Here is a 26,555-nt window from a genome sequence, read left to right on the forward strand (position 1 = left end):
ATATGTCCGACACCTACGACGTCATCGTCATCGGTCTGGGCGGAATGGGCAGCGCCGCCGCATATCACCTGGCTGCGCGCGGACACCGGGTCCTGGGCCTGGAGAAGTTCACACCCGCGCACAACAGGGGCTCCAGCCACGGCGGCTCCCGCATCATCCGCCAGTCCTACTTCGAGGACCCGGCCTATGTGCCACTGCTGTTGCGCGCCTACGAATTATGGGCGCAGCTCGCCCGGGACTCCGGCGACGAGGTGTACCGCCTCACCGGCGGCCTGTATGTCGGCCCGGCCGAGAGCCTCACGGTCGCGGGCAGTATCCGCGCCTCCCGGGAATGGTCCCTGCCGCACGAGATCATGGACTCCACCGAAATCCGGCGGGCCTTCCCGAATTTCACGCCGGAGCCGAACTTCATCGGCCTGTACGAACAGCAGGCGGGCTTCGCCAGGCCCGAACTGACCGTGGGCGCACACCTCGAGCTCGCCGCCCGCGCCGGAGCCGACCTGCGCTTCGGCGAACAGGTCGAGGAGTGGAAGGAGACCGGCGGCGGCGTCACCGTCACCACCGCGGCGGGCAGCCATACGGCGGGGCAGCTGGTGATCTGCCCCGGCGCCTGGGCCCCGGAACTGCTGGCGGACTTGGGCATCGGCATCGAGATCGAACGCCAGGTCATGTACTGGCTCGATCCGGTCGTCGGCACCGCCAAGTTCGAGCGCGATCCCATCTACATCGCCGAAAACGACGAGGGCGCACAGATATACGGCTTCCCCGCCATCGACGGCCCCGACGGCGGCGTGAAGACCGCCTTCTTCCGCAAAGGCATCACCTGCACCACGGACACCATCGACCGGGAAGTCCACCCGGACGAGATCACCGAAATGCGCACCCGCGTCACCGAATTGCTCCCGGCGCTGGCCGGTCGCCTGCTGCACGCGGCCACCTGCATGTACTCCAACACCTCCGATCAGCACTTCGTCATAGCCCGCCATCCCGCGCATACCGCCGTCACGGTGGCGTGCGGATTCTCCGGTCACGGCTTCAAATTCGTGCCCGTGGTCGGCGAGATCCTCGCCGACCTGGCCATGACCGGCGGCACCCGCCACCCCATCGACCTGTTCGCTCCGCAAAGGCTGGTATCCCTGTGACCTCGGATCTGATCCCCACCCTCGGCGGTGAGTACTACTGCGACCCAGCCATTTTCACCGCCGAACAGGAGCACATCTTCGAACAGATGTGGTTCTGCGCGGCCCGCTCCTCGGAGCTGGCCGACGCCGGGGCCTTCCGGCGCGTTCAGGTCGGCCGGGAGAGTGTGCTGGTGGTGCGTGGCCACGATGGTGAGCTGCGCGCCTTCCTCAATATCTGCCGCCATCGCGGTGCGATGATCTGCACCGAACCGGAAGGACAGGTGCGCCGCAATCTGCGCTGCCCCTACCACGCCTGGACCTACGGACTCGACGGCAAGCTCGTCGCTGCCCCGAATCTCGGTTCACTCCAGGATGATTCGGGTGCGCCCATCGACCGGGTCGCCTACGGGCTCATCCCGGTCGCGCTGCGGGAGTGGCTCGGCTATGCCTGGGTGTGCCTGGCCGATGACCCGCCGTCCTTCGAAACCGAGGTGATGGGCGCGGCCACCGCCCGCCTCGGCGATCCGGCCGCCATCGACCATTACGCCATGGCTGATCTGGCTGTCGGCAAACGCGTGGTCTACGACGTGGCGGCCAATTGGAAGCTCATCGTCGAGAACTTCATGGAGTGCTATCACTGCGCCACCATCCACCCCGAACTCGTCGAGGTGCTGCCCGAGTTCGCGGGCGGTTTCGCGGCCCAGTACTACGTCGGCCACGGAGCCGAATTCGGTGAGCGCATAGACGGATTCACCGTCGACGGCCGACCGGGCTTCGATCCGCTGCCCGGCCTGGCCCCGGAGCAGGATCGCAAGTACTACGCCATCACCGTTCGCCCCACCGTATTCGTGAATCTGGTCCCCGATCACGTCATCTTCCATCGCATGTATCCGATGGCGCACGACCGCACCATTGTCGAATGCGATTGGCTGTACGCACCGGATGTCATCGAATCCGGGGGTGTGCTCGACCATTCCGTGGAACTGTTCCACAGGGTGAACGAACAGGACTTCGCCGCATGTGAGCGCACCCAGCCCGCCATGTCCTCGCGCGCCTATCGCAAGGGCGGCGTACTGGTACCGGCCGAACACCACATCGCCGAATTCCATGAGTGGGCCCGCAAGAGGATCGGCGAATGATGTTGGAAGACGAGCTGTGTAGTCCGCCGAATCTGTATATCGACGGCAAGTGGGTACATGCCGCGGGCGGCGGTATCCGGGAGATCCTGAATCCGGCGGATGGTTCGGTGATCGCGACCATCGACGAGGCCGATCGGGCCGATGCGGTGGGCGCGGTCGCCGCCGCGCGGGCCGCATTCGATACCGGTGGCTGGCCGCAGACGTCATTGGCGGAGCGGGTCGGCTACCTGCTGCGCATTGCCGAGCTGCTCGATGCCGAGCGCGATGTGATAGCGCGGATCGAGACCCTCGATACCGGAAAAACCCTGCGCGAGAGCTATATCGATATCGACGATGTGATCGCGGTATTCCGGTACTACGCGAACCTGGCGAGCACACCGGCGGATCGGCTCGTCGATACCGGCGATCCCGCCGTCATCAGCCGCGTGGTGCGGGAACCGGTGGGTGTCTGCGCGCTCATCGCGCCGTGGAACTATCCGCTGCTCCAGATGTCCTGGAAGATCGCACCCGCGCTGGCCGCCGGATGCACCATGGTGGCCAAGCCGAGCGAGGTCACACCGCTGAGCACCATCGCACTGGTCAAACTCATCGACCGAGCCGGGGTTCCGCCCGGCGTGCTCAATTTGATCCAAAGCAGCGGTGCGACAGTGGGTTCCGCGCTCACCGATACCCCGGATGTCGACCTCATCTCCTTCACCGGTGGCGCGGAGACGGGTGCGACCATCGCCCGCACCGCCGCCGCGCACATCACCAAGGTCGCCCTCGAACTGGGCGGAAAGAATCCGCACATCATCTTCCCGGATGCCGCTTTCGACAGTGCCGTCGATGCCGTGCTCACCGGGGCCTTCCTGCACTCCGGTCAAGTCTGTTCGGCCGGAACACGTTTGATCGTGCACGAGGCCATCGCCGACCGCTTCGTCACCGAACTGGCACGTCGCGCGGAGAGCATCCGCTTCGGTCCGGGCCTGGACCCGGCCAGTGAGACCGGGCCGCTCGTCTCCGAACAGCACCGCGCGAAAGTGGAAGCCTATGTGGCACTGGGCATTGCGGAGGGCGCGACGCTGATCACCGGCGGTGAACGCCCCACCGATCCGGCGTTGCGATCCGGAAGCTTCTATCCGCCGACCATTTTCGACGACTGCCGCCGCTGGATGCGCCTGGTGCAGGAGGAGACCTTCGGCCCCATCCTCACCGTCGAGCGGTTCGGCACCGAAGCCGAGGCGCTGGCGCTGGGCAATGACACCGCCTACGGCCTGGCCGCAGGCGTCCGCACCGCCGATGCCGCCCTGGGCGAACGCATGGTGCGCGCACTGCGGCACGGCACGGTGTGGCTCAACGACTTCGGCTATTACACGCCCGCGGCCGAATGGGGTGGTTTCGGCCGCTCGGGCACCGGCCGCGAACTCGGCCCCAGCGGTTTGGCCGAGTACCAGGAGACCAAACACATATGGCACAACACCGCACCAACGGTGGGCGGTTGGTTCGCCGACAACGACAACTGAATATGTTCCAGCTGCTTTTCTCGAAAGTTGGGCCGTCATGACGACCACCCGTCCCCCCGCACCCACCGCAGCCCTCAGCGACCATGGCATGGAAGAATTCGGCTATCGGGAATCCCTGAGCCGAAGTATCGGGAAATTCTCGAGTTTCGCCGCCGGTGTCAGCTATATCTCCATTCTCACCGGCACCTTCCAGATGTTCTACTTCGGTTACGGCACAGCGGGTCCCGGCTATCTGTGGTCCTGGCCGCTGGTATTCGTCGGCCAGTTGGCCGTGGCACTGTGCTTCATGGAATTGTCGGCGAAGTATCCCGTCGCGGGCTCGGTCTACAACTGGTCGAAGAAGCTGGGCAGCCGGATTGTCGGCTGGTCGGCGGGATGGCTCATGCTCACCGCCTCGATTGTCACGCTCTCGGCGGTGGTACTGGCCATGCAATTGAATCTGCCACGCCTGTGGAGCGGATTCCAGATAGTGGGCGACGGCACCGGTGAGCACGACTACGCCACCAATGCCGTCATTCTCGGGACCGTGCTGATCATCTTCACCACCGTGGTCAACGCCTTCGGCGTGAAGCTGATGGCGATGATCAACAGCACCGGTGTATTCATCGAACTCATCGCGGCCGTGCTCATCGCGATCATTCTCGGACTGCACGTCACTCGCGGGCCGAGCGTGTTCTTCTCCACCAACGGATATGGCGCGGGTCAGAGCGGCGGATATCTGAGCGCCTTCCTGATCGCCTCGCTGGCCTCGGGCTATGTCATGTACGGCTTCGATACCGCGAGCTCGCTCGGTGAGGAGACCGTCGAACCGCGGCGCACCGCACCCAAGGCGATTCTGCGCGCCCTGCTGGCCTCATTCGTCATCGGCGGCGCGATCCTGGTCTTCGCTGTCATGGCCGCACCGAATCCGACCGACGAGAAGCTGGGAACCACCGACGGTGGCCTGCAATACATTGTGCAGCAGGTGATGTCGGGCTGGCTGGGCCGCGTGTTCCTGGTGTGCATCGTCATCGCGGTGATCGTCTGCTCGCTGGCCGTACACACCGCCGGTATTCGCCTGACCTTCGCCATGGCCCGTGACAACGCCCTGCCGTTCTCCGAGAAGCTTGCCAAGCTCAGCGTCAAGCACTCCGCGCCGGTCGTTCCGGCGGTGATCATCGGGGTGCTCTCGGCGCTCATTCTGGTCATCAATATCGGTCAGCCGCAGGTGTTCACGGTGCTGACCTCCATCGCGGTCATCATGATCTACCTGGCCTACCTGATGGTCACCGCGCCCATGCTGTGGCAGCGGATCAAGGGCAATTGGCCGCCGAGCGATCTCGCCGAGAGCGGCTACTTCACCATGGGCCGCTGGGGCATGCCGGTCAATATCGTCGCCGTGCTGTGGGGTTTGGGCATGGCCGTCAACCTGGCCTGGCCGCGCGAGGCCGTCTACGGCGGACCCTGGTACAACACCTGGGGCGCGTTCATCTACATCGGCGCGATCCTGGGCGCGGGCCTGATCTGGTACGCGCTCAGGGGAACTCGCGTCATCGGTGTGCTCGCCTCGCATGCCGCACCCGCCACCGAGGCGGCGGCATGAGCGACACCTTCGACTATGTGATCGTGGGCGGCGGCTCGGCCGGTTGCGTGGTTGCCGCCCGGCTCAGCGAAGACCCCTCCGTCACAGTCTGTTTGATCGAGGCCGGACCCTCGGATGTCGGCGACGACAGCATCCTGCGGCTGGCCGATTGGATGCTGCTGCTCGAATCCGGTTACGACTGGGACTATCCGGTGGAGCCGCAGCAGAGCGGGAACAGCTTCCTGCGCCACGCCCGCGCCAAGGTGCTGGGCGGCTGCTCCTCGCACAATTCGTGTATCGCGTTCTGGCCGCCCGCCGAGGGCCTCGATGAGTGGGAGGCTCTCGGCGCGGCAGGCTGGGGTGCGGATGGGCTGCTGCCCTACGTCACCAAACTGGAGAACAGCGAGGTGCCCGGGGAACGGCACGGGCGCACCGGACCCGTGCGATTGCTGGATATCCCGCCCAAGGACCCGTGCGGATACGCCGTGCTGGAGGCGGCAGCGCGGGTGGGATTGCCCACGGTGCAGTTCAATCGGGGTGAGACGGTCCGCAATGGCGCGGGCTGGTTCCAGATCAACGCCGACGGCGACAACACCCGCATGTCGTCCTCGCACGCGTACCTGCATCCGATCATCGGGCAGCGGCGGAATCTGGAGGTGCGCACCGGCTGCTGGGTCAGCGAAATCTTGTTCGACGAAACCGATTCCGCGATCGGTGCGCGGTATCGCAGACCGGATCTGACCGGCTTCGACACGGTGCACGCGCGTCGCGAGGTGATCATCAGCACCGGTGCCATCGATACCCCGAAACTGCTCATGTTGTCCGGTATAGGTCCGGCGGAACACCTGCGGGATATGGGAATTCGGGTTCGAGTCGATGCGCCGGGCGTCGGTTCCAATCTCGACGACCATGTCGAGGGCCTGGTGTTCTGGGAGGCGTCGCGCCCCATGGTCACCACCTCGACCCAGTGGTGGGAGATCGGCGTCTTCGCCACCGTCGACGGCGGGCTCGGCGTACCCGACCTCATGATGCATTACGGCAGTGTGCCTTTCGATATGAACACCGTCCGCTGGGGTTACCCCACCACCGAGAACGGCTTCTGCCTCACCCCCAATGTGACACAGGGGCATTCGCGCGGCACGGTCCGCCTCCGCTCCCGCGACTTCCGCGACAAGCCCCGGGTGGACCCGCGCTACTTCAGTGATCCGGACGGCCATGACGAGCGAATCATGTTGCACGGCATCAGATTGGCGCGCCGGATAGCCGAACAGTCGCCGCTGCGCGACTGGGTGGCGCGCGAACTGGCCCCCGGCCCCGCGGCCGTCACCGACGCCGACCTCATCGACTACATGCACCGCACCCACAACACCGTCTACCACCCCGCCGCCACCGCCCGCATGGGCACGAGCAGCGATCCGATGGCGGTGCTGGACCCCGAATTACGGGTCAAAGGCGTCCGCGACCTCCGGGTCGTCGATGCCTCCGCCATGCCCAAACTGCCCGCGGTGAACCCGAATATCACCATCATGGCAATGGGGGAGAAGTGCGCGGACCTGATCAAGGCGGCGGCGCGGTGAGCGCGACACCTACACTGGACGTGTTATGGCTATGCGAGCGGGCGAGGGGTCCGGCAAACCGCGGGAAGGCGCGGCAGCGGTGCAGTCGGTCGACCGCGCGCTGACCGCTCTCGAGATCGTGGCCAAGTTGGGTGCGGCCGGGGTCACCGAGATCGCGGCCGAACTCGGGGTGCACAAATCCACGGTGTCGCGGTTGATCGCGGTGCTGGAATCCCGCGGCTATGTGGAACAACTCTCCGAGCGGGGGAAGTACCGGCTCGGCTTCACCATTGTGCGCCTGGCGGGATCCACCAGCGCCCATATGGACCTGCCGCGGCAAAGCCAGGACATCTGCGACGATCTGGCCGCCCGCGTGGGTGAGACCACCAATATCGCCATCCTCGACAGCGACCGGATAGTCAATGTCGCCGAAGCGGTCGGCTCCGCCGGTGTCGCCCTGCGCACCTGGATCGGCCAGAGCTGCCCCGCCCACGCCACCTCCAGCGGCAAGGTGCTGCTCGCCGAACTCTCCGCCCCCGAACTCCGCACCCGACTGACCCGTCGCCTGGACTCCTTCGCGCCCAATACGATTACCGACCTCCCGACCCTCCGAGCGCAACTCGAACAGGTTCGGCGACAGGGCTGGGCGGCCTGCGAAGAGGAGCTCGAGATCGGCCTGAACGCCATAGCCGCTCCCATTCGAGACAGCGACGGCCGAATCATCGCCGCCCTCAGCGTCTCCGGCCCCTCCTACCGGCTGCCCGCGACCCGCTTCACCGAAACAGCCCACCAGGCAATGGATTCCGCGCGAATCATCTCCCGCCGCCTCGGCTTCGCCGGCTAGCGGAACCCTGTGGGTCCTTCGATACGCGTGTAATGGCACTGGCAAACGTCGAGTGCGCGCCCGCGCGAGCGCATACACGTGGAGGATGCCCTGCCGGTCGGTAGGCGAGGGTGTTGATTCGCGGGCTCTTTGGGCGGATTGGGTAGATGCTTGACATTCTTGGGTTGCGGGTGGACCGTAATCTGGTTAGCGATGCTAAACGTCTGAGGGGTCGTCGTGGGTAGTGGCACGTCAGAGGCTGCGCGCAGGCAGCGGATCGGCGAACTGCTGGCGGATGCGCAGGTTCATGCCGCTTTGCAGCTCGGCGAGGTGAACGAGGCGATTCGGCGCGAGGGTCTGGGGCCCGCGGAGATCGTCTCGACGGTGCTGATGCGGTACTCGGAGCGGCCCGCGCTCGGAGAGCGGGCGTACGAGGTGGTCACCGACCGGGCCGGGCGCCGGACCCGGCGGTTGCTGGAGCGGTTCGAGACCATCACCTACGGCGAGCTCGGGGAGCGGGTCGGGGCGGTGCGGGCGGCCTGGGCGCACGGAGCCGGTACGGCACGGGTGGATGCGGCGCGCGGCTCCGATACGGAGCCGGTGGACGGTGTGGGCGACTCCGGAGATCCGGTGCGGGTGGGGGATTTCGTCGCGACGCTGGGGTTCACCAGCGCCGATTACACGACAGTGGAATTGGTCTGCCAGCTCTCCGGGCTGGTGAGTGTGCCGCTACAGGCGAGCGGTTCGGTGGCGCAATGGAATTCGATACTCGGGGAGACCGCGCCCCGGGTGCTGGTGACCAGTGCGGAGTTGCTTGCTCCGGTATTGGAGGCGATCCCGGCGGATATGACCCCCGTGGTGATGGTCATCGATTTCCACGCGGATGACGACTACCACTCTGCGGCGGTGGAATCCGCGCGGGAACGGCTCGCGCGGGATGGTCGTCCGATAGTCGTCGAGACGCTCACCGAGGTCCTCGCGCGCGGGCGGGTGCTGCCGCCCGTCGAACCCGTCGTGGTCGATGCCGATGCGCTGGCGTTGCTCATCTACACCTCCGGGAGCACCGGTGCGCCGAAGGGCGCCATTTATCCGGCTCGGCTGGTGAGCGCCATGTGGACCGGCGGTGCGGCGCAATCACCCATTCCCGCAATCAATTTCAGCTATATGCCGATGAGTCATGTGGCCGGGCGACTGTCGCTGCTGGGTGCGTTGTCACGCGGCGGGACCGCCTACTTCGCGGCGGCCAGTGACCTGTCGACGCTGTTCGAGGACATCGCCCTGGTGCGGCCGACCGAATTCTTCTTCGTACCGCGGGTCTGCGACATGCTGTTCCAGCGATTCCTCGGTGAGGTCGGCGCGCGGGTGGCGGCGGGAATCGACCGCGACGACGCCATGCTCGAGGTGAAAACCGAACTGCGGGAACGCGTTATGGGTGGACGGCTGTTCGGGGCCATCGTGGGCAGCGCACCCGTCTCGGCCGAGATGAAGACCTTCATGGAATCGCTGCTCGAGCTGGAGCTGCATGACGGATACGGCTCCACCGAGGCCGGTGGCGCGGTCCTGATGGACAATCGGCTCAATCGGCCGCCGGTCATCGACTACCGGCTCGCCGATGTGCCCGAGCTGGGCTACTTCGCGACCGATAAGCCTTATCCGCGTGGGGAATTGCTGCTCAAGACCACGGTCATGATTCCCGGCTACTTCAAACGGCCGGAGATCACCGCCGAGATCTTCGACGCGGACGGGTTCTATCGCACCGGCGATATCGTCGCCGAACTCGGGCCGGACGAGCTGGTCTATGTGGACCGGCGCAATAACGTCCTCAAACTGTCGCAGGGTGAATTCGTCACCGTCGCGAAGTTGGAGGCGGTGTACGCCACCAGTCCACTGATTCGGCAGATCTATATTTACGGCAACAGTGAGCGCGCGTATCTGCTGGCCGTCATCGTGCCCACCGCGGACGCGCTGCCCGCCGGGCTCGACGCCGCCGCCAGCCCGGCACTGCGGGAAGCGCTGACCGAGTCGCTGCAGCGGCTGGCCAAGCAGGACGAGCTCGAATCATATGAGATACCAAGGGCTTTCCTGATCGAGACCGAACCGTTCAGTGTGGAGAACGGACTGCTCGCCGGCCTCGGCAAGTTGTTGCGGCCCAAGTTCAAAGAGCGCTACGGGGAGCGGCTGGAAGCGCTCTACGGCGAGCTGGCGGCCGCGCAGGCGCAGGAGCTCGCGAACCTGCGGCAGGCCGCGGAACACGCACCGGTGCTGGAGACGGTCGGTCGTGCAGCCGGTGCGCTACTGGGTTGTGCGCCAGGCGATCTACGCCCCGATGCGCACTTCGCCGACCTGGGTGGGGATTCGCTCTCGGCGCTGTCGTTCTCGACCCTGCTCGGCGAGATTCTCGGTATCGAGGTGCCGGTGAGCGTAATCGTCAGCCCGGCCAATGATCTGGCCGCGGTGGCGAGATATATAGAGCTGGAGCGGGATTCGTCGGAGCGGCGTCCCACCGTCGGCTCGGTGCACGGTCCCGGTCCCCTGGTGCGCGCGGCCGATCTGACTCTCGATGAATTCATCGATTCCGCGACCCTGGCGGCGGCTCCCGAGCTGCCGGGCATCGTGGAACAGCCGCGAACCGTGCTGCTCACCGGAGCCAATGGCTATCTCGGCCGCTTCCTATGCCTGGAATGGCTACGCCGGGTGGATATTTCGGACGGCACTGTCATCTGCATCGTGCGCGGCGGTACCGTCGAATCGGCCCGTGCTCGACTCGATGCCGCCTTCGACTCCGGTGATGCGGAGCTGCTGCGCGAATACCGGGAACTGGCCGCGCGCAGGCTGGTCGTCCTCCCTGGAGATATCGCCGAGCCGAACTTCGTTCTGCCCGAAGCGGATTGGCTGCGATTGGCCGAGACCGTCGATCTCATCGTGCATCCGGCCGCCCTGGTCAATCACGTCCTGCCCTACGGTCAGTTGTTCGGCCCCAATGTGGTCGGCACCGCCGAAATCATCCGGCTCGCACTGACTTCCCGCCTGAAGCCGGTCACCTACCTGTCCACCGTCGCGGTGGCCGATCAGGTCGATCCGGAACTGTTCGACGAGGACGGCGATATCCGCCTGATCAGCGCCGAGCGCACCATCGGCGACGGTTACGCCAATGGCTACGGCACCAGTAAATGGGCCGGTGAGGTCCTGCTGCGCGAGGCGCACGACCTGTGCGGGCTCCCGGTCGCGGTCTTCCGCTCCGATATGATCCTGGCGCACAGCCGATACGCCGGGCAGTTCAACCTGACCGATATGTTCAGCCGCCTGCTGCTGAGCCTGCTCGCCACCGGTATCGCCCCGAAGTCGTTCTACCGCACCGATTCCCACGGCAATCGGCTGCGGGCCCACTACGACGGTCTGCCCGCCGACTTCACCGCCGAGGCGATCACCGTCCTGGGTGCGCAGACCACCGGATTCCAGACCTTCGATGTGTTCAACCCGCACGATGACGGCATCTCCCTGGACTCCTTCGTCGACTGGCTGATCGAGGACGGTCATCACATCGACCGTCTCGACGATTACGGCACCTGGTTCTCCCGCTTCGAAACGGCGCTGCGCGCCCTCCCGGAACAGCAGCGCCAAGCTTCGGTGCTGCCGCTGCTGCACGCCTACCGCCACCCTGCCATGCCGATCCCGGGTTCGGCCCTGCCCGCCAAGCGTTTTCAAGCCGCGGTGCAGGCCGCCGAGATCGGCCCGGATCACGATATCCCGCACCTGAATTCGCGACTCATCGGCAAATATGTGACCGATCTGCGATTGCGCGGCCTGTACGGGCCGGGAAGGCTGTAATTCATGGAGCACGGTCAACCGAGTCGAACCGCCCTGGCCACCGCGTACGCGCGGGCCTATCACCAGATGGCGGACGAACCACGACTCTTCACCGATCCGCTCGCGGTGCGCATACTCGGCGTCGAGGAGTCGGTGATCGCCGAGCGCAATGCCGCGCCGAGTGATGCCCCGGCCGACAACGCGGACTGGTCGCGCCGCCGCAGGCTGTTCCTGGCCGCCCGAGCCCGTTTCGCGGAGGAGACGGTCGCCGCCGCCGTGGCCGCGGGCACCCGCCAGGTGGTGATCGTCGGCGCGGGCCTGGACACCTTCGCCTACCGTAATCCCTTTCCCGAGGTGCGGGTATTCGAGGTCGATCACCCGGACACCCAGGCGTGGAAGCGCTGGCGGCTGGAGGACTCCGAAATCCCCATCCCGGAGTCGGTGACCTTCGTTCCCGTCGACTTCGAAACACGCACCCTGGCAGAGGGTCTGGCCGCCGCGGGCTTCGACCGTGAGAAGTCCGCCGTCTTCGTCTGGCTCGGCGTCATCATGTACCTGACGCGTGAGGCGATACTCTCGACCCTGGAATACATAGCGGGACAGGCACACCCGTCCCAGGTCGTCTTCGATTACATCTCACCCGGCCGCACCGAGTCGGACCGCGCCGAAATGGCCGCCCGCGCCGAACGCGTCCGCGCGGTGGGTGAACCGTGGCTGAGCTACTTCACCCCGGAGGAGATGGCCGAGGTACTGCGAACCACGGGTTTCGCCGAGGTCCGGGACGCCACCGCCCTGGACATCCTCGCGGACCTGACGGGCCGCGCCCGAATTTCGAAGCCCGGCAACCAACCTCGCATGGTGCACGCCACGAACTGAGCCCCGTCATCCCGGCGCGCTTTCGGCCGGGATGAGGAGTGGGTTCAGACGCGGGCGCGAATGAACTTGTAGACCAGCAGGATGATTACCGCGCCGACGATGGCACCGAGGAAGGTGTGCTCGATCGGCGGGTGCACGCTGAACTTGTGGGGGGCGAAGACCATACTGCCCAGGGTGCCGCCGACGTAACCGCCGACAATGCCGAGCAGGATGGTGCCGATCCAGCCGAAATCTTCCTTGCCAGGTACGAGGAGGCGGGCGATGGCTCCGGCGATGAGGCCGATAATGATCATGGCGATAATGCCCATGGCGTGCTCCTAGCCTTGCGGGGTGTCGCGAACTCGACGGTAGCAAAGCAAACCAGACCGGAGAGCGTGTCGTGTGACATCAGCGCGTCAGACGGACGAACAGCCCGTTCCGGACAGTCGTCGAGCGGACGAACGGGCCGAGAGATGCCGTGCTACGCGAGACCGGATACTCGCGGCAGGTTGCTGCCAGATGCGGCAGGTTCCTGCCGCGCAGGTATCTCCCGGGCGGTGCCGCGCACTGCCAGGCTGGGTGCACTCCGCGCTTGCGGTCTACGTAAGCCACTGTCCCAGAACGGTTTCAACCTATGGCCTTCAATGTCGCAGACCTCTTCGAACACGCCGTCGACGCGGTGCCCGACCGCCTCGCCATCAGCTGTGGCGATCGCTCGCTCACCTATCGCGAACTGGATGAGCGGGCGAATCGGCTCGCACATCACCTGTCCGCCAAGGGGATCGGGCACGGAGACCACGTCGGCATCTACTCGCGCAACTCCATCGAGGCGCTGGAGAGCATGCTCGCGGTGTACAAGCTGCGCGCGGTGCTGGTCTGCGTCAACTATCGCTACGTCGCCGAGGAGGTGCGCTATATCGCCGACAATGCCGATCTGAAGGCACTGGTGCACGAGCGTGGTTATGCGGACATCGTCGCCGAGGTGCTGCCGCATACCCCGCAACTCACCGAGGTCGTGGTCATCGAGGATGGCGGCGCGGGCGATTTCACCCGCTACGGTGGCACGGAATACGCTGCGGCACTGTCGAACAACTCGCCCGACCGAGATTTCGGCGCGCGCAGCGGCGACGACCTCTACATCCTGTACACCGGCGGCACCACCGGTATGCCCAAGGGCGTCATGTGGCGGCACGAGGATGTCTGGCGTGCCCTCGGCGGCGGTATCAACCATGTCACCGGCGAATACGTCGCCGATGAGTGGGAGCTGGCGAACAATGCCGCCGCCGCACCGGCGGGATTGGTGATGGCTCCGCTCTCACCGCTCATCCACGGGGCCGCGCAGTGGGCGGCCTTCATGACGTTGAACTCCGGCGGCACACTGGTTTTCGTTCCGCGGTTCGACGCGCACGAGGTGTGGCGGACGGTCGAGCGGCACCGTGTGAATGTCCTCACCGTGGTCGGTGATGCCATGGCCCGTCCACTGCTCGAGGCGTATCGCTCGGCCGAGTACGACGCCTCATCCCTGTGGGCCTTCAGCAGCCATGCCGCGCTCTTCTCACATGCGCTGAAACAGCAATACGTACGAGAGTTTCCGAACCTTTTCATCACCGATGTGATCGGCTCCTCGGAGAGCGGCGGCACCGGCCTGGCCGTGGTCGGCAAGGACGCCGACCATTCGCAGGGTCCACGAGTGAAGTTCAATGCCCAGACCGTGCTGTTGGACGAGGACGGCAGACTGCTCGATCCCGTCCCGGGCGCGGTCGGCCGCATGGCCCGCAGTGGTCACGTACCGCTGGGCTACTACAGGGACCCCGAGAAGAGCGCCACCATTTTCGTGCAGGTCGACGGCGAACGCTATGTGGTGCCGGGTGATTACGCGCGCTATGAGGCCGATGGCACCGTGACCCTGCTCGGGCGCGGTTCGGAGTGCATCAATACCGGTGGTGAGAAGGTCTTTCCCGAGGAGGTCGAGGGCGCGCTCACCGCACATCCGAAAGTCTTCGACGCCTTGGTGATCGGAGTCCACGACGAACGATTCGGACAAGGAGTGGCCGCCGTACTTCAGCCGCGCCCCGGCGTGGACCTGGATCTGGCCGAGGTGGACGCGCATGTTCGCACCAAGGTCGCGGGATACAAAGCGCCGCGCAGCTATTGGATCGTCCCGCAGGTCACCCGCCAGCCCAGCGGTAAGGCCGACTACGCCGCGGCCAAGAGATACGTTGCCGCACACCCGGATGCGGCGCGCACCCCGCGCTGAGCGGAGCCCCCGACTATCGCAGCAGCCCCAGCTCGGCGGCGCGCACGCCGAGCTGGAACCGCGTGGTGGTATCCAATCGCAGCATCAGATCGGCCACATGCCGTCGATAGGTGCGCAGCGAGATGCCCAGCTTGCGCGCTGCCACTTCATCTTTCAGGCCGGAATTGAGGATGTTCACGACCGCGATCGACACCTCGTCGAACTCGGCCTCGCGCAGATGATCGCGGAACTGCCGGGACGCGGACCACGCGCGCATGCTGAATTCGTGAATCGCCTGGATCACCATGGGTTCGGTGACGATGAGCCCGCGCGGGTCGGCCGCCTCGGGACCGTTCCACAGCACCGCCGTCCGGCGATCGATGACTATCGTGTTGCAGAACTCCGTCGAGGTCACCCGCACCTGCGAATTCAATTGGAACGCACGGGAATACAGATCCGGCTCGCGGGTACCGGCATAGCCCGGCGAGAGCAGTAACCGCACCTGCTTTCCGGTCCGATGCAACTCCTGCAACAGTGTCCCGCCGCGGGAGTACCTGCGCTCCAATCGAATCGGACTGGATATGGCCAGGGTGGTCTCCGAGCGCACCTCGCGCAGCATGCGGTGGAGATCCGTACCCCAGTGCGCGGCATCGGGGCTGATTCGCACCACCTGCTCGGCGGATCTGTTCGCGGTGACCGTTGATATCGCCGAGTCCAGCAGTCTGCGGGACTGTTCGAGCAACTCGGCGATATCGGCCTGGGGCGGAACGGGTGGCATGCACCCATAGTGCCGTGCTACTTCGCCTTGCGTACCTTCTCGACGGCGTCGGTGAAGAACTTTTCGAAGGCGGCCTGGTCCGGCGCGCCGGAGAGGGCGGCCGAACGCGCGGTCACGGTGAGTCCGCGCAGGGTCGCCCAGCCCTGGAACGCGGTGCGCGTCATGGGCGCGGTATCGGGCAGGACAGAGGTGCTGGTGGCCTTGTACGCCACCGAGTCGACCCCGGCCAGCGCGGGCAGCTTCTCCATATCGACCGTGGTGTCCACCTGCTTGCCATCGACCGTGCTGGTCGAGGTCAAATGCGCGCACTTGGCATTGGTGTCCATCATGAGAGTCAGGTCGAGGGTCTTGCCCGAGACGAATTCGATGTAGACATCCATATCGTCGGTCGCGGCGGCGGCAATGGCGGAGTCACCGAGCAGATCATTGGTGAGCGCCGCCAGATCGATCTGCGGCCCACGGCATTCCGGTGGCGTCACCGTGGAGTTGGCCATGATATCGCCGAGATCGGTGACGCTGGAGCGCAGCTTCTCCGGCGGTAGATCCAGCGCCTTGGTCCCCGCCGGGAACTCCGCGGCGGTCAGCACCAGCTGATCGCGCGGTGTACTCGGTTGCGGGGTACCGGAAATGGCCTTCGCATCGGTGTTGTCCCCGCAACCGGCGGTGACCAGCACCGCGCACGCCACCACTGAAATCCATGCTCCCTTGGTCCTCACGCGCCACAGCATGCCAGGAGGTTGCCGGTAGAGCGGGGACGTGCCCGGTATGTGAGGGTCGGCTCGTCAGATGTGAACGGGGAAGGCCGCCAGGTCATTCTGGGTCAGGACCGGCAGGTGCGCGATCTCCGCATCCGGAATCGCGAGCTTCAGGCTCGGGAAGCGCTCGAACAGAGCGGGCAGGCCGATCGCCGCCTCCAGCCGCGCCAGGGCCGCACCCGGGCAGATGTGCGGGCCGTAGCCGAAGGAGATATTGCGGCTCGCGGTCGGGCGGGTGATGTCGTATTCATCGGCGTCCTCGCCGTGCACCGCGGTATCGCGACCGACGGCCCGATAGGAGATCACCACGCCCTCGCCCTGCTCGATCACGGTGTCGCCCACCGCGATATCCTCCGTCGCGAAGCGCATGAGCAGATGCGTGACCGGCCCGTCATAGCGCAGCGTCTCCTCGATGGCCTGCTTCCACGACACATCACCCGAGCGCAGCCGATCCAACTGTTCGGGGCGAGCGAGCAAGGCGCGCACCGTATTCACGATCAGGCTCACCGTGGTCTCATGGCCCGCGGCGACCAGCGCCTTGAGATTGCCGACCACCTCCTCCTCGGTGAGCGGGTCGCCGCCCTCATCGGCCAGGATGAGCGCACTGGTGAGATCGTCGCCCGGTTCGGCGGTCTTGCGGCGCACCATCTCGGTGAAGTACGCGTCCAGCGCGTCGATGACCCGCAACCGCTCATCCTGCGGCGTCATCATGGAGAAGAACTTCTTGTACCAGTCCAACAGCATGGGCTGATCCGCGCGCTCGACACCCATGAGCTCACTGACCACCCGCATCGGGAGCGGATAGGCGAAAACCTGCTTCAGATCGACGATCTCGCCCTCGCGCCCGGCCGCCTCGAGATTGTCGAGCAGCTCGGTGGTGAGCGCCTCGATCGAGGGCCGCAGCGCCTCCAACCGGCGCGGGGTCAGCGCCTGCGTGGTCTTGATCCGCAGTCGCCGATGCTCGTCCCCGTCCACGGTGAACATCGAGCGGCCCGCGTCGATCATGCCGATCAGCGGCCACTGCCGGGTCACCACGCCCGAGCTGAACAGACCCCACGCGTTGATGTCCTTGACCAGGCGGGTATCGGTGAGCAGCTGCCGGGCCAGGGCGTGCTCGGTGACGGTCCAGGCGGGTACGCCGAGCAATTCGATACGCGTGAGCTGTCCGGCCGCACGCAGGCGTGCGGTCTCCCCGGCCAGATCGGCGACCATCGGATCGATGGGCATGGCATGTGGGCAAGTCACTGGAAACCTCCGACGGCGCGAACTGGGCTGAAATGAACTGGCAGCGAAGCCATTCCATGCATGAAGGGAGAAGGTCGGCGCAGCAGATGCTGCGCGGGCACGCTGAGATCGATATCGGGCAGCCGGTCCAGCAGCACCTCGATACCGGTCCTGGCGATGATCTCGGCAATATGCTGCGCCGGGAACGGGCAGCGATACTCGCCATGACTGAAGGCGAAGTGCGCATTGTTTCCGGTATGCACGGAATCCGAAACATGCTGGCGCACATGCGGATCGGTATTGGCCGCCGCCAAACCGAGCAGCAGCAGATCACCGGCGCGAATCACCTTGTCCGCCAGGCGGGTATCGCGCGCCGCCCAGCGCCCGGCCAGAATCGAGGTGGGGCTCTCCTCCCACAGCACCTCGTTCATGGCCTGGCTGATACTGCGCCGCCCGCCACCGAGCGCGGCGGCGAAGCGATCGTCGGTGAGCATGAGCCGCACCGAATTTCCGAGCCAGTCACAGGTCGTCAAATGCCCGGCGGCGGTGATCGCCATCAGGTCGTTGACGTACTCCTCATCGGTGAACGGGGTCGGATAGGCCAGCATGCGCGAGACCAGATCATCGCCGGGCATCGCCTTCTTGTGCGCGACCAGGCGCTGCATATGACCCATGAATTGCAGATGCGCGGATTGCGCGTCCGCACCGCCATTCGCCATCACCTTCATGGACCAGGCCAGGTGCGGGCCATCCGCATCGGAGAAGCCCAGCAGGGCGGCCAGGGCCAGCACCGGCAGCGGTTCGGCGAACTCGGCCATCAGATCCGCGGTGCCGCGACCGCAGAAGGCGTCGATCAGCCGATCCGCCAAACTCTCACAGACCCTGCGCAATTCGAAGGGGTCCACCGACTCCAGGGCGGGCTCCACCATGGCCAGATGCCGGCGATGCTCCGCGCCCGCGGTGAAGTAGATGGACGGCATGGGCTGACCGACCATCGGCAGCAGCGGCCAATCGTCCGGAATGCTGCCCCACTGGTTCCACAGGCTCACATCGCGCGGGAACAGCTCGGGGCTGTTGGTGACCTGATGCATCTCTCGATAGCCGACCACCAGCCAGGCGGGTACGCCGCCGGGGAGTTCGACCGCGACCACCGCACCGTGTTCGCGGCGCATCTCGTTGTAGAGCTGATGCGGATCGGTGTGGAAGCGCGGGCCGCTCAGCGGGACCACTCCCGGTCGCACCGGGCACCGCTGTTGCTCGGGCGAGGTCATCGGACGGTCTCCGGGGTGTAGAGGTATTCGACCAGGGCGATCAGCACCTGCTTGCACGAATCACGGTGCCGGGCATCGCAATCGACGAGCGGGACATGCGGCTCCAGGTCCAGCGCTTCGCGGACCTGCTGCGGGCGGAAGGTCTCACCGAAGTTGTTGCACGCCACGATGAACGGTGTGCGCTGATGTTCGAGGCGGTCGATCGCGTACCAGGAGTCGGAGATTCGGCGCTGATCGACCAGCACGATCGCACCGAGCGCACCGGTGAAGAGGCGATCCCACAGGAACCAGAAGCGCTCCTGTCCGGGGGCTCCGAACAGATACAGCACATGTTCGGTATCGATGGTGATGCGGCCGAAATCGAAGGCGACGGTGGTGGTCGTCTTACCGGGCGCGCCCGTCGGATCGTCGACGCCGTAGCCCACCTGCGTCATGGTGGCCTCGGTGTCCAAGGGCCGAATCTCGCTGACAGCGCGCACCATTGTGGTCTTCCCGACGCCGAAACCGCCGACGATGACGATCTTCAGACCGCTGTGGGCCGAGGCGTGCAGGGGTGCGTCGGCGCGGGAAGGCCGGGGGTCAAAGATTGCGGAGTCCAACGAGCACCTTCTCCAGGGTGGTGGTGTCGGGCAGCGAATGCCATTGCGAGGCAGGGTTGTGCCGCGGATGCCGCACGGTGATCTTGCCCGCGTGCAGCAGGTCCGACAGCAGAATGGTGGCGATGCCGACCGGTAGTCGCAGTTCCGCCGCGATCTCCACCACGGCGGTGGGGGAGCGGCAGATCTCCAGGATCGCGGCATGCTCGGATTGCATGCCCGGAGCCGGATCGCATTCGCTCACAACGAGAGTGACCAGATCGAAGGCGTCCGAATCCGGTCGGCTGCGGCCGCCGGTCAGCGTGTAGAGCCGATCCGGATCCTCGTCTGGTCTGGTCACGACACGCTCGCTCCCCGGGTATCGCGCACCCGCGGCTCCGCGGCCAGATGTTCGCCGAGCTGCTCCACCAGTTCGCGCATATTGTGGCCGACCAGCCCGGCATCGGCGTCCTCCGCGGCGACCACCGCGATATGCGCGCCCACCCCGGCCTCCACGATGAACAGGATGCCGCCGTAGAACTCGGTCATGGACTGGCGCACCCCGCCCCGGCCGTCACCGAACTCCACCGACGCGCCATGCGAAAGGCTCTGCATCCCAGCGGCTATCGCCGCCAACTGATCGGCGCTGTCATTCCCCAACTCGGAGGTGTGGCAGATCTTCAACCCGTCCCCCGACAGCAGCAGGGCATGCCTGGCGCGCGGGGTGCGGGTGAGCAGCTGCTCCAGCAGCCAACCCAGCTGTGTCGCGGACGAGATCATTTATCGCTCTCCAAGGCCGAAGGATTAGCGGTACCGGCGTTCTCACGCCCACTCACCGCCCGCTGAAAAGCCCCCATGGCCGCCGGTGAAACCGGCCGCGCCAACCCGCCCGCCGGAACATCCGGCGCCGCAAGCCCTTCCGGATGCACCGCCGCCAAGGTCTTGCCCCGCTCGCGTTTGGGCAATCGGGGTTCGGTCGAAACCGGCGGAACCGGCTCGACGCGAGTCGCATCGACCATTCGATCCGCCAAAACCGCGGTGCTGCCGGAGAATCCGGTGGTCGTATCGGCGTGCTCGCGATCTTCCCCGGCGGTGCCGTCGGGTGTGGCGATTCGTGCGGGGCGCGCGGTGCCGGGGGACGTCGGCACCGGGGAAGTCTGATCGATCCCGAACGATACGGGCGCGCTGGATTCGCTCGCGCCGGACCCGGCCCCCGGTCCGTCCGCGGGGCGGTTCGGTTGCCGCGACGGCGCGGCATCCACTATGGCGGCCGGGGCGATCGGCGTTGTACTCGAAGGGATTTCGTCCCGGCTGGGCATCGCACCGGCGGCAAGTTCGGCACCGGGGCGTGCCGAGGTCGCGGATTCAGTGGACGAAACCACCGACGGTGTGCCGGAGTAGATCTCGGCGCGGCGTGGGAGCGGACCGGTGGGGTTGGGATCGCTACCGGGCAGGCCGACGCGGGTGGGGGCGGTGTGCGTGATGTCGACGGTCAGCAGGGCCGGGGCGGTATCGGAACGGGCGGTGGCATTCGCCGGGGCCGGGGCCGCGCCGGGGCTGAGTTCGGCGGGGGAGCGTACCGGCAGGGAGATGGAGCCCAGGGCGCCCGGGGTGCGATCTATCCGGGTGGTGAGTTCGCGGGGGACCACCACTACCACCGCGGTGCCGCCGATGGCGGAGGGGCGGTAGGAGACGGTGAGGTCATGCTTGCGGGCCAGATAGCCGACCACGGCCAGCCCCAGGCGCGTGCCCGAAAGAGAGGAGAGATCGGAGATACCGCCACCCGCAAGGGAATTGCCGCCCGTGTTCGAGCCTTGCGCCGCCCCGACGCCAGATGCGTTGCCACTCGTACCGGGAGCATTGCCGCTCACACCGGACACGCTGCTCATGCGGGAGGCACTGCCGCCCATGCCGGAGGCGTGCGGGCCGCCGCCGAAGCCCGCGACATTGCCGCCCTTGCCCGAGACGGTCAATTCGGCTCGGCGCAAAGCGGATTCGCTCATCACCAGGCCGCTGTCCTCGATGGTGATCACCACGCCCGCCGGGACCTCGGCGGCGTAGACGTGCACCTCGGTGGTGGGCGGGGAGAAGTTGCAGGCATTGTCGAGGAGTTCGGCGAGGGCGTGCATGACGCCTTCGGCGGCGTGCCCGGCGATCGCGATCTCGGTGACCGCGCGCAGTCGCACGCGCTGATAACCGGCGACCCGCCCCATGGCCCCGCGCAGAATCGACTCCATCGCAATGGGTTTGGCCCAACGCCGCCCGGAGCGCGCGCCACTGAGCACCGCGATACTGTCCGCGAGCCGCCCGGCCTGCGCGGTGCGATGATCGAGCTCGAGGAGATCGGCCAGTACCTTGGGATCGCCGTGCCGATGCTCCATCTCACGCAGCTCCGCCAGCATGGAGGTGCTCATGGCCTGCATGCGCCCGGCCGCGCCGGCGAAGGCCGCCATGGCCGCCGCGCGCCGATTCTCGCTCTCCCTGGCTTCCCGCGCCTTGGTGGCGCCCGCCTCGGTGAGCGCCTGAATTCGCTGCTGCCCCTCGGCGAGTCGCGCCTCGGCCTCGGTAATGATGGCCGCGGTTCGCGCCTCGGCGTGCCCGGCCCGCGCCGCGCCCTCCTGTCGCGCCCGCTCGACCTGCGACCGATAGTGCACCGCCGCGGTGATCGCCGCGCAGAGCAGCACCGCCGCAACACCGCCGCCGATCGCCACCCCGATTCGCATATTGCCGGGTGCCGCGAATACCGCGCCCCCCACCGCGAGAGCGGTGATTACGACGCACCCCGCCAGCGTCCCGAACGGTAGCCGTGTACCGGTAGCGGGATTCGACTCGCCACCCCTGGGATTCGATGACTCCGACAAGCTTTGCACTTCCGCACGCACGTGCACCGAGACGAACGCCCCGGTGCGACCGCATCCACCCGCGCGGAGCGCATGCCAAATATACGCACCGGCAAGCGGATTCGGATCTAGCGGAGGAGCATATGCGTCCGGCATCACCGGCGCTACCCGAGCGCGAACCACCCGGCAACGCGGCATCCCGGCAGTTGGGATGCGCGTCGATTCACCGTAATCGGCTGTACAGAGTCAGTTTTCGATCCGCGTATCGCCGGTCTGCGTATCGCCAGGACCTGGGCCGCATTCTTCACCGGGATCGCACCGTTCAGCGGAACAGCCTCGCTTCGGCCGCACCCTGCCAGGGCTCGCGCCGCGCCGATTCCTGATACGCGACGGCTGTCGCCGCGCCGAGCATCGACGTCGGCGGCATGAAGCTATGACCAGCGCTGGCACGCACCGCGATCGCGATATGCGCTGCCCCGCAGGTTGAGGGACTCTCGGGCATACAACTCGGATACTCCGTCGGGCGGTCGATTCCGCTCGTGGTGAACTCGGCGCCTCGAGCTTGACCTCAACCTTTGTAGAGGTTGGAGGGTAGGTCTCGGCAGACGTACGAACGGCAAGAGGGGTGGAGCGATGCGCGCAGTGGAGGCCAAGGCATTCGGTGAGCCGGACGTGCTCGCGGTGACCGAGATCGCGGACCCGGTCGCGGGGGAAGGAGAGGTGGTGGTCGCTGCGGCCGCCGCCGATGTCATGTTCCTGGATACCCTGCTGCGTAGTGGCAGGGGCAAGGACTATTTCCCCGTGCGCCCACCCTTCGTGCCGGGCGGCGCGGTCTCGGGAATCGTGGAGTCGGTCGGCCCCGGCGTGGACGCCGAGTGGATCGGGCGCCGAGTCGCGACCCCGACCGCGGCCAGTGGAATCGGTTCGGGGACACCGACGGGCGGATACGCGGAGAAGGTGCTGGCCAGGGCCGACACCCTGGCGGTCGTGCCGGACGCGCTGAGTCTGGAGCAGGCCGTGGCGCTGGTGCACGACGGCCGCACCGCTCTCGCGGTCGCGGACCGGGCGGATATGCGGACGGGGGAGTGGGTGCTGATCACCGCTGCCGCGGGCGGATTGGGGACCCTGCTCATCCAGCTCGCCCGATCGGCGGGTGCGCGGGTCGCCGCGGCGGCCCGTGGCGAGGCGAAACTCGCACTGGCGCAACGACTCGGGGCCGAGGCGGTCGTCGACTACTCCGAGCCCGACTGGGTCGAGCAGGTGCGCGAGCTGACCGGCGGGGTGCAGGCCGTTCTCGACGGTGCGGGCGGTGATATCGGCCGGGTCAGCCTCGGGGCCATGGCTCCCGGTGGCCGTCTCATCGGATATGGCAACGCGGCAGGCGGATTCGCCGCCATCGACGCGGAAGTCGCTGCGGCACAGGGCATCACGGTGGTTTCCCTGTTCGAGATCACCGGCGAGACCACCGATTGGAACGCCCTGCACGACCGCGCTCAGGCCGAAGCCGCCGCAGGTCGGCTCGAAGTGGTGATCGGCCAGCGCTTTCCCCTCGCCGACGCGGCGGCCGCCCACGCCGCCATCGAATCGCGCGCCGCGGCCGGGCGCACAATTCTGACCGTCTGACGTGACCTCATCGTCATCCCGGCCGAAAGCATGCCGGGATGACGGGAGGTGATGCTGCCGCTCCGATCGGTAATCGGCGTGTCGGGCCCGTTGTTCCAGCTCTCGCCCTGTTTTGCGGGCAAGCTGGCATGCGGGCGGGGCTCGACGCGGAGGTTGGCGATGGGCTACTGGACAGGGCTGATCGGGGTCGTGGCGGCCGGGGTCTGCCTGTGCTCGGCACCGGCGGCGGCGCAGGAACCCGAACCGGAGCAGCCGGGGCAGCATGTCCAGGTGCCCGCGCGCACCTCGATCTCACTGCGGTCGGTGGTGCCGGGATTGAAATGGGGTACCGAGAACGAGACGCAATCGCGGGGCGCGCTCTCCATCGCCAAGCTTTACATCGCCGACTACGCGCTCCGGCACGGCGACGGCTCTGCCGAGGATAAAGAGTTGGGGGAGCGCATGATTCGCCTCTCCGACGATGCCGCGGCGGACACCATGGCGGCCAAATATCCCGGGGCCATCGACGCCATCGCCACCGAGTACGAGCTCCCCGCCACGCACTCCGGTGGCGAGTGGGGCAGCTCCTCGACCAGCACCGCCGATATGGCCGACTTCCTGCTCGCCAAAGTCCGCACCGATCCGGACAGCCCGATCCTGACCTGGATGGAACACGCCAGCAAGACCGCGGCCGACGGGACCGAACAGGATTGGGGCACCGCGCGGCTGCCGCACGTCAAGGGGACGAAATGGGGCTGGTCGGATTCCGGTGAACCCGAGGTCGCCTCGGCCTCGTTCGGCACCGGATTCACCGTCACCGCGCATACCTACGGCACCGCGGCCCAGCAGACCGAGGATGTGCTCGGGGCTCAGGTCGATGACCTCGGCCCGATCTCGACGGTGGTCGAGACGCTCTCGGGTGTGCTCGGACCGGTGCCGGGCTTCATCGCCCCGCTCTCCGGAATCCTCGGCCCGCTCACCGACCATCTGGATGAGGTGCCCGGTCTGCCCGGTCTGGTCGGCTCGATACCCACGGTCCCGGGTCTCCCCGGTGGCGGACCGGCGCCGCGATAGTGACCTGGCGCACAGCTCTTGCCCTTGAATAGTTTTAGTTTCACAATCGTTGTGTGGATACAACCATTGGCGTGCTCAGCAAAGAGCGCAAGACGATCATTCTGATCACCTGCTGTCTCAGCCTGCTGATCTCCTCCATGGACGCGACCATCGTCAACGTCGCCATCCCGACCATCCGAACCGATCTCGGCGCGCCGCTCACCCGGCTGCAGTGGATCGTCGATATCTACACCCTCACCCTGGCGAGCCTGCTCATGCTCTCGGGTGCGCTGGCCGACCGCTTCGGCCGCAAACGACTCTTCCGCATCGGCCTGTTCGTCTTCGCGCTCGGCTCACTGCTGTGCAGTATCGCGCCCACCATCGAATTCCTCATCGGCGCAAGGTTTTTGCAGGCCATCGGTGGTTCCATGCTGAATCCCGTTGCCATGTCGATCATTACCACCGTCTTCACCGGGCGCATGGAACGCGCACGGGCCGTGGGTGTTTGGGGTGCGGTGGTCGGCATCTCGACCGCTATGGGACCGCTGGTCGGCGGTCTGCTGATCGACAGCCTGGGCTGGCAGTCGGTGTTCTGGATCAACCTGCCGATCGTGGCCGTCGCACTCATTCTGACCACACTCTTCGTGCCCGAGTCCAAATCGCAGCATCCGCGTGGAATGGACGTGGCCGGACAGCTTTTGGCCATCGCCTTCATGTTCACCCTGGTCTTCGGCCTGATCGAGCACAAACCGATCATCTTCGCGCTGACCGCCAGCGCGCTGGCCGCCTTCCTCCGGCATGAGGGACGGCATCCGACGCCATTCATCGACCTGCGCTTCTTCCGCAGCTTCCCGTTCGCCTCGGCCACCCTCACCGCGATCTGCGCCTTCGCGGCACTGGGCGCGTTCCTGTTCGACGTCTCGCTGTATCTGCAAGGGGTACGGCATTTCTCGGCCGTGCACTCCGGTCTGCTCTACCTGCCGATGGCCCTGGGCATGCTGGTCTTCTCGCCGGTCTCGGGCCGGTTGGTCGGCCGGTACGGCACCCGGCCGTCGCTGGTCGTCGCGGGCGTCTTCATGACCGCGGCCGCCGTCGGTCTGACCCGGATGGCGCCGGACACTGCCGTATGGCAGCTGGTGGTGCTGTTCGCGTTGTTCGGTATCGGATTCGGCATGGTCAATGCCCCCATCACCACCGCGGCGGTCAGCGGTATGCCACTGGATCGCGCGGGTGCGGCATCCGCGGTCGCCTCCACCAGCCGTCAGGTCGGGGTGAGTCTCGGTGTGGCACTGTGTGGTGCGCTCACCGGGGCGGGGCTGTGGTGGACCATCGCCGCGCTCGCCCTCACCGTCCCCATGCTCGGCGTGGCGGCGAACACCCCGTGGGCGTACCGTACCCGCGATCGTGTCGCACCCCTGCTCGAACAGAAGGTTCCCGCCCATGTCTGACGTGCCCACCCCCGATGAGGTCTGGGGGCAGCTCACCCATCTGGTGATGGACAGTCGAGATGGCTGGCGACGCGCCGTTGTCGAGCGAACCGGATTGCCGTTCAGCAGGTTTCGCGTCATGAAGCGACTGCTGCCCGGACCGATCTCGGTCAAACAGCTCGCGCACGCGGCCGCCATGGACGCGCCCGCCGCCACCGTCACCGTCAATGATCTGGAGCAGCGCGGACTGGTGGTGCGCGAGATCGATCCGACCAACCGGCGCTGCAAACTGGTCTCGCTCACCCCGGCCGGGCGCGAACTCATCCTGGACGCGCTCGCCACCCCCGATCCCGCGCCCGCCGCCGTCGCCGCCCTCACCCCGGCCGAACTGCGCACACTCGCGGAGTTGCTGCGCAAGCTCGCGGAGTGA

Annotated in this window: 23 protein-coding genes; 13 read left to right on the forward strand and 10 right to left on the reverse strand. The window is 66.5% G+C overall.

Translation table 11 applies throughout. From position 1 onward, the window contains the following. Nucleotides 1-2 precede the first annotated feature (2 nt). From solA to OHB26_RS20825, 8 genes are all read left to right on the forward strand, one after another. The gene (solA, locus tag OHB26_RS20790; protein ID WP_330178944.1) at nucleotides 3-1,142 is read left to right on the forward strand and encodes an N-methyl-L-tryptophan oxidase; all 1,140 of its coding nucleotides are present in this window, start codon (nucleotides 3-5) and stop codon (nucleotides 1,140-1,142) included. Next, complete coding sequence (locus tag OHB26_RS20795) at nucleotides 1,133-2,260, forward strand: aromatic ring-hydroxylating oxygenase subunit alpha (protein ID WP_330185723.1); 1,128 nt, start codon at nucleotides 1,133-1,135, stop codon at nucleotides 2,258-2,260. The genes solA and OHB26_RS20795 overlap by 10 nt, the downstream gene beginning before the upstream one ends. Further along, nucleotides 2,257-3,762: an aldehyde dehydrogenase family protein gene (locus OHB26_RS20800; RefSeq protein ID WP_330178945.1), complete on the forward strand. Its 1,506-nt coding sequence runs from the start codon at nucleotides 2,257-2,259 to the stop codon at nucleotides 3,760-3,762. The genes OHB26_RS20795 and OHB26_RS20800 overlap by 4 nt, the downstream gene beginning before the upstream one ends. 37 nt (nucleotides 3,763-3,799) lie before the next feature. Then, complete coding sequence (locus OHB26_RS20805) at nucleotides 3,800-5,344, forward strand: APC family permease (protein ID WP_330178946.1); 1,545 nt, start codon at nucleotides 3,800-3,802, stop codon at nucleotides 5,342-5,344. Beyond that, nucleotides 5,341-6,900 (forward strand): GMC family oxidoreductase, encoded by a 1,560-nt coding sequence (locus tag OHB26_RS20810; RefSeq protein WP_330178947.1) that lies wholly within the window; start codon nucleotides 5,341-5,343, stop codon nucleotides 6,898-6,900. The genes OHB26_RS20805 and OHB26_RS20810 overlap by 4 nt, the downstream gene beginning before the upstream one ends. A gap of 25 nt (nucleotides 6,901-6,925) precedes the next feature. Next, complete coding sequence (locus OHB26_RS20815) at nucleotides 6,926-7,723, forward strand: IclR family transcriptional regulator (RefSeq protein ID WP_330178948.1); 798 nt, start codon at nucleotides 6,926-6,928, stop codon at nucleotides 7,721-7,723. A 216-nt stretch (nucleotides 7,724-7,939) separates the two neighbouring features. Then, a complete protein-coding gene (gene car / locus OHB26_RS20820) occupies nucleotides 7,940-11,530 on the forward strand; it encodes a carboxylic acid reductase (protein WP_330178949.1) in 3,591 nt (1,196 codons plus the stop codon). A gap of 3 nt (nucleotides 11,531-11,533) precedes the next feature. Next, nucleotides 11,534-12,385 carry a class I SAM-dependent methyltransferase gene (locus tag OHB26_RS20825; protein ID WP_330178950.1) on the forward strand — a complete coding sequence of 284 codons (852 nt, stop codon included), beginning with the start codon at nucleotides 11,534-11,536 and terminating at the stop codon, nucleotides 12,383-12,385. A 44-nt stretch (nucleotides 12,386-12,429) separates the two neighbouring features. On the opposite strand, the gene OHB26_RS20830 is transcribed toward OHB26_RS20825, so the two are convergent. After that, nucleotides 12,430-12,693, reverse strand: coding sequence for a GlsB/YeaQ/YmgE family stress response membrane protein (locus tag OHB26_RS20830; RefSeq protein ID WP_330178951.1), 264 nt, complete (start codon nucleotides 12,691-12,693; stop codon nucleotides 12,430-12,432). Nucleotides 12,694-12,998: 305 nt separating this feature from the next. Between OHB26_RS20830 and OHB26_RS20835 the strand changes: the two genes are divergently transcribed. Next, nucleotides 12,999-14,621: an acyl-CoA synthetase gene (locus OHB26_RS20835; RefSeq protein ID WP_330178952.1), complete on the forward strand. Its 1,623-nt coding sequence runs from the start codon at nucleotides 12,999-13,001 to the stop codon at nucleotides 14,619-14,621. Nucleotides 14,622-14,634: 13 nt separating this feature from the next. Here the strand turns inward: OHB26_RS20835 and OHB26_RS20840 are convergent, their stop codons facing one another. The 9 genes from OHB26_RS20840 to OHB26_RS20880 all read right to left on the reverse strand — a co-directional run bounded on the left by OHB26_RS20840 (nucleotide 14,635) and on the right by OHB26_RS20880 (nucleotide 22,545). After that, nucleotides 14,635-15,378: a hypothetical protein gene (locus OHB26_RS20840; RefSeq protein WP_330178953.1), complete on the reverse strand. Its 744-nt coding sequence runs from the start codon at nucleotides 15,376-15,378 to the stop codon at nucleotides 14,635-14,637. 17 nt (nucleotides 15,379-15,395) lie between these two features. Beyond that, entirely contained in the window at nucleotides 15,396-16,094 is a 699-nt protein-coding gene (locus OHB26_RS20845) for a hypothetical protein (RefSeq protein WP_330178954.1), read from the reverse strand. A gap of 66 nt (nucleotides 16,095-16,160) precedes the next feature. After that, nucleotides 16,161-17,378: a cytochrome P450 family protein gene (locus OHB26_RS20850; protein ID WP_330178955.1), complete on the reverse strand. Its 1,218-nt coding sequence runs from the start codon at nucleotides 17,376-17,378 to the stop codon at nucleotides 16,161-16,163. Further along, the gene (locus OHB26_RS20855) at nucleotides 17,375-18,628 is read right to left on the reverse strand and encodes a cytochrome P450 (protein WP_330178956.1); all 1,254 of its coding nucleotides are present in this window, start codon (nucleotides 18,626-18,628) and stop codon (nucleotides 17,375-17,377) included. Before OHB26_RS20855 ends, OHB26_RS20850 begins: the two co-directional genes overlap by 4 nt. Further along, a complete protein-coding gene (locus OHB26_RS20860; RefSeq protein WP_442942689.1) occupies nucleotides 18,625-19,227 on the reverse strand; it encodes a GTP-binding protein in 603 nt (200 codons plus the stop codon). Before OHB26_RS20860 ends, OHB26_RS20855 begins: the two co-directional genes overlap by 4 nt. Further along, nucleotides 19,208-19,564 (reverse strand): DUF742 domain-containing protein, encoded by a 357-nt coding sequence (locus OHB26_RS20865; RefSeq protein WP_067567395.1) that lies wholly within the window; start codon nucleotides 19,562-19,564, stop codon nucleotides 19,208-19,210. Before OHB26_RS20865 ends, OHB26_RS20860 begins: the two co-directional genes overlap by 20 nt. Continuing rightward, nucleotides 19,561-19,983, reverse strand: a complete 423-nt coding sequence (locus OHB26_RS20870) for a roadblock/LC7 domain-containing protein (protein WP_330178957.1) — start codon at nucleotides 19,981-19,983, stop codon at nucleotides 19,561-19,563. Before OHB26_RS20870 ends, OHB26_RS20865 begins: the two co-directional genes overlap by 4 nt. Further along, nucleotides 19,980-22,064 (reverse strand): hypothetical protein, encoded by a 2,085-nt coding sequence (locus OHB26_RS20875; RefSeq protein ID WP_330178958.1) that lies wholly within the window; start codon nucleotides 22,062-22,064, stop codon nucleotides 19,980-19,982. Before OHB26_RS20875 ends, OHB26_RS20870 begins: the two co-directional genes overlap by 4 nt. Nucleotides 22,065-22,365: 301 nt before the next feature. Next, nucleotides 22,366-22,545: a hypothetical protein gene (locus OHB26_RS20880; protein ID WP_330178959.1), complete on the reverse strand. Its 180-nt coding sequence runs from the start codon at nucleotides 22,543-22,545 to the stop codon at nucleotides 22,366-22,368. Nucleotides 22,546-22,676: 131 nt separating this feature from the next. On the opposite strand from OHB26_RS20880, the gene OHB26_RS20885 reads away from it, so the two are divergent. The 4 genes from OHB26_RS20885 (at nucleotide 22,677) to OHB26_RS20900 (ending at nucleotide 26,555) form a co-directional block, all read left to right on the forward strand. Continuing rightward, the gene (locus OHB26_RS20885; RefSeq protein WP_330178960.1) at nucleotides 22,677-23,666 is read left to right on the forward strand and encodes a zinc-binding dehydrogenase; all 990 of its coding nucleotides are present in this window, start codon (nucleotides 22,677-22,679) and stop codon (nucleotides 23,664-23,666) included. Nucleotides 23,667-23,825: 159 nt separating this feature from the next. Continuing rightward, complete coding sequence (locus OHB26_RS20890; RefSeq protein WP_330178961.1) at nucleotides 23,826-24,719, forward strand: hypothetical protein; 894 nt, start codon at nucleotides 23,826-23,828, stop codon at nucleotides 24,717-24,719. A gap of 53 nt (nucleotides 24,720-24,772) precedes the next feature. Beyond that, nucleotides 24,773-26,146: an MFS transporter gene (locus OHB26_RS20895; protein ID WP_330178962.1), complete on the forward strand. Its 1,374-nt coding sequence runs from the start codon at nucleotides 24,773-24,775 to the stop codon at nucleotides 26,144-26,146. After that, nucleotides 26,139-26,555, forward strand: a complete 417-nt coding sequence (locus tag OHB26_RS20900; protein WP_330178963.1) for a MarR family winged helix-turn-helix transcriptional regulator — start codon at nucleotides 26,139-26,141, stop codon at nucleotides 26,553-26,555. Before OHB26_RS20895 ends, OHB26_RS20900 begins: the two co-directional genes overlap by 8 nt.

The sequence above is a fragment of the Nocardia sp. NBC_01503 genome (genome assembly GCF_036327755.1).
Taxonomy (GTDB): Bacteria; Actinomycetota; Actinomycetes; order Mycobacteriales; family Mycobacteriaceae; genus Nocardia.

Coding starts and splice junctions, on each gene's coding strand:
- solA (WP_330178944.1), top strand. CDS start 3: ATGTCCGACACCTACGACGTCATCGTCATCGGTCTGGGCGGAATGGGC.
- OHB26_RS20800 (WP_330178945.1), top strand. CDS start 2,257: ATGATGTTGGAAGACGAGCTGTGTAGTCCGCCGAATCTGTATATCGAC.
- OHB26_RS20805 (WP_330178946.1), top strand. CDS start 3,800: ATGACGACCACCCGTCCCCCCGCACCCACCGCAGCCCTCAGCGACCAT.
- OHB26_RS20810 (WP_330178947.1), top strand. CDS start 5,341: ATGAGCGACACCTTCGACTATGTGATCGTGGGCGGCGGCTCGGCCGGT.
- OHB26_RS20815 (WP_330178948.1), top strand. CDS start 6,926: ATGGCTATGCGAGCGGGCGAGGGGTCCGGCAAACCGCGGGAAGGCGCG.
- OHB26_RS20825 (WP_330178950.1), top strand. CDS start 11,534: ATGGAGCACGGTCAACCGAGTCGAACCGCCCTGGCCACCGCGTACGCG.
- OHB26_RS20830 (WP_330178951.1), bottom strand. CDS start 12,693: ATGGGCATTATCGCCATGATCATTATCGGCCTCATCGCCGGAGCCATC.
- OHB26_RS20835 (WP_330178952.1), top strand. CDS start 12,999: ATGGCCTTCAATGTCGCAGACCTCTTCGAACACGCCGTCGACGCGGTG.
- OHB26_RS20840 (WP_330178953.1), bottom strand. CDS start 15,378: ATGCCACCCGTTCCGCCCCAGGCCGATATCGCCGAGTTGCTCGAACAG.
- OHB26_RS20855 (WP_330178956.1), bottom strand. CDS start 18,628: ATGACCTCGCCCGAGCAACAGCGGTGCCCGGTGCGACCGGGAGTGGTC.
- OHB26_RS20870 (WP_330178957.1), bottom strand. CDS start 19,983: ATGATCTCGTCCGCGACACAGCTGGGTTGGCTGCTGGAGCAGCTGCTC.
- OHB26_RS20880 (WP_330178959.1), bottom strand. CDS start 22,545: ATGCCCGAGAGTCCCTCAACCTGCGGGGCAGCGCATATCGCGATCGCG.
- OHB26_RS20885 (WP_330178960.1), top strand. CDS start 22,677: ATGCGCGCAGTGGAGGCCAAGGCATTCGGTGAGCCGGACGTGCTCGCG.
- OHB26_RS20890 (WP_330178961.1), top strand. CDS start 23,826: ATGGGCTACTGGACAGGGCTGATCGGGGTCGTGGCGGCCGGGGTCTGC.
- OHB26_RS20900 (WP_330178963.1), top strand. CDS start 26,139: ATGTCTGACGTGCCCACCCCCGATGAGGTCTGGGGGCAGCTCACCCAT.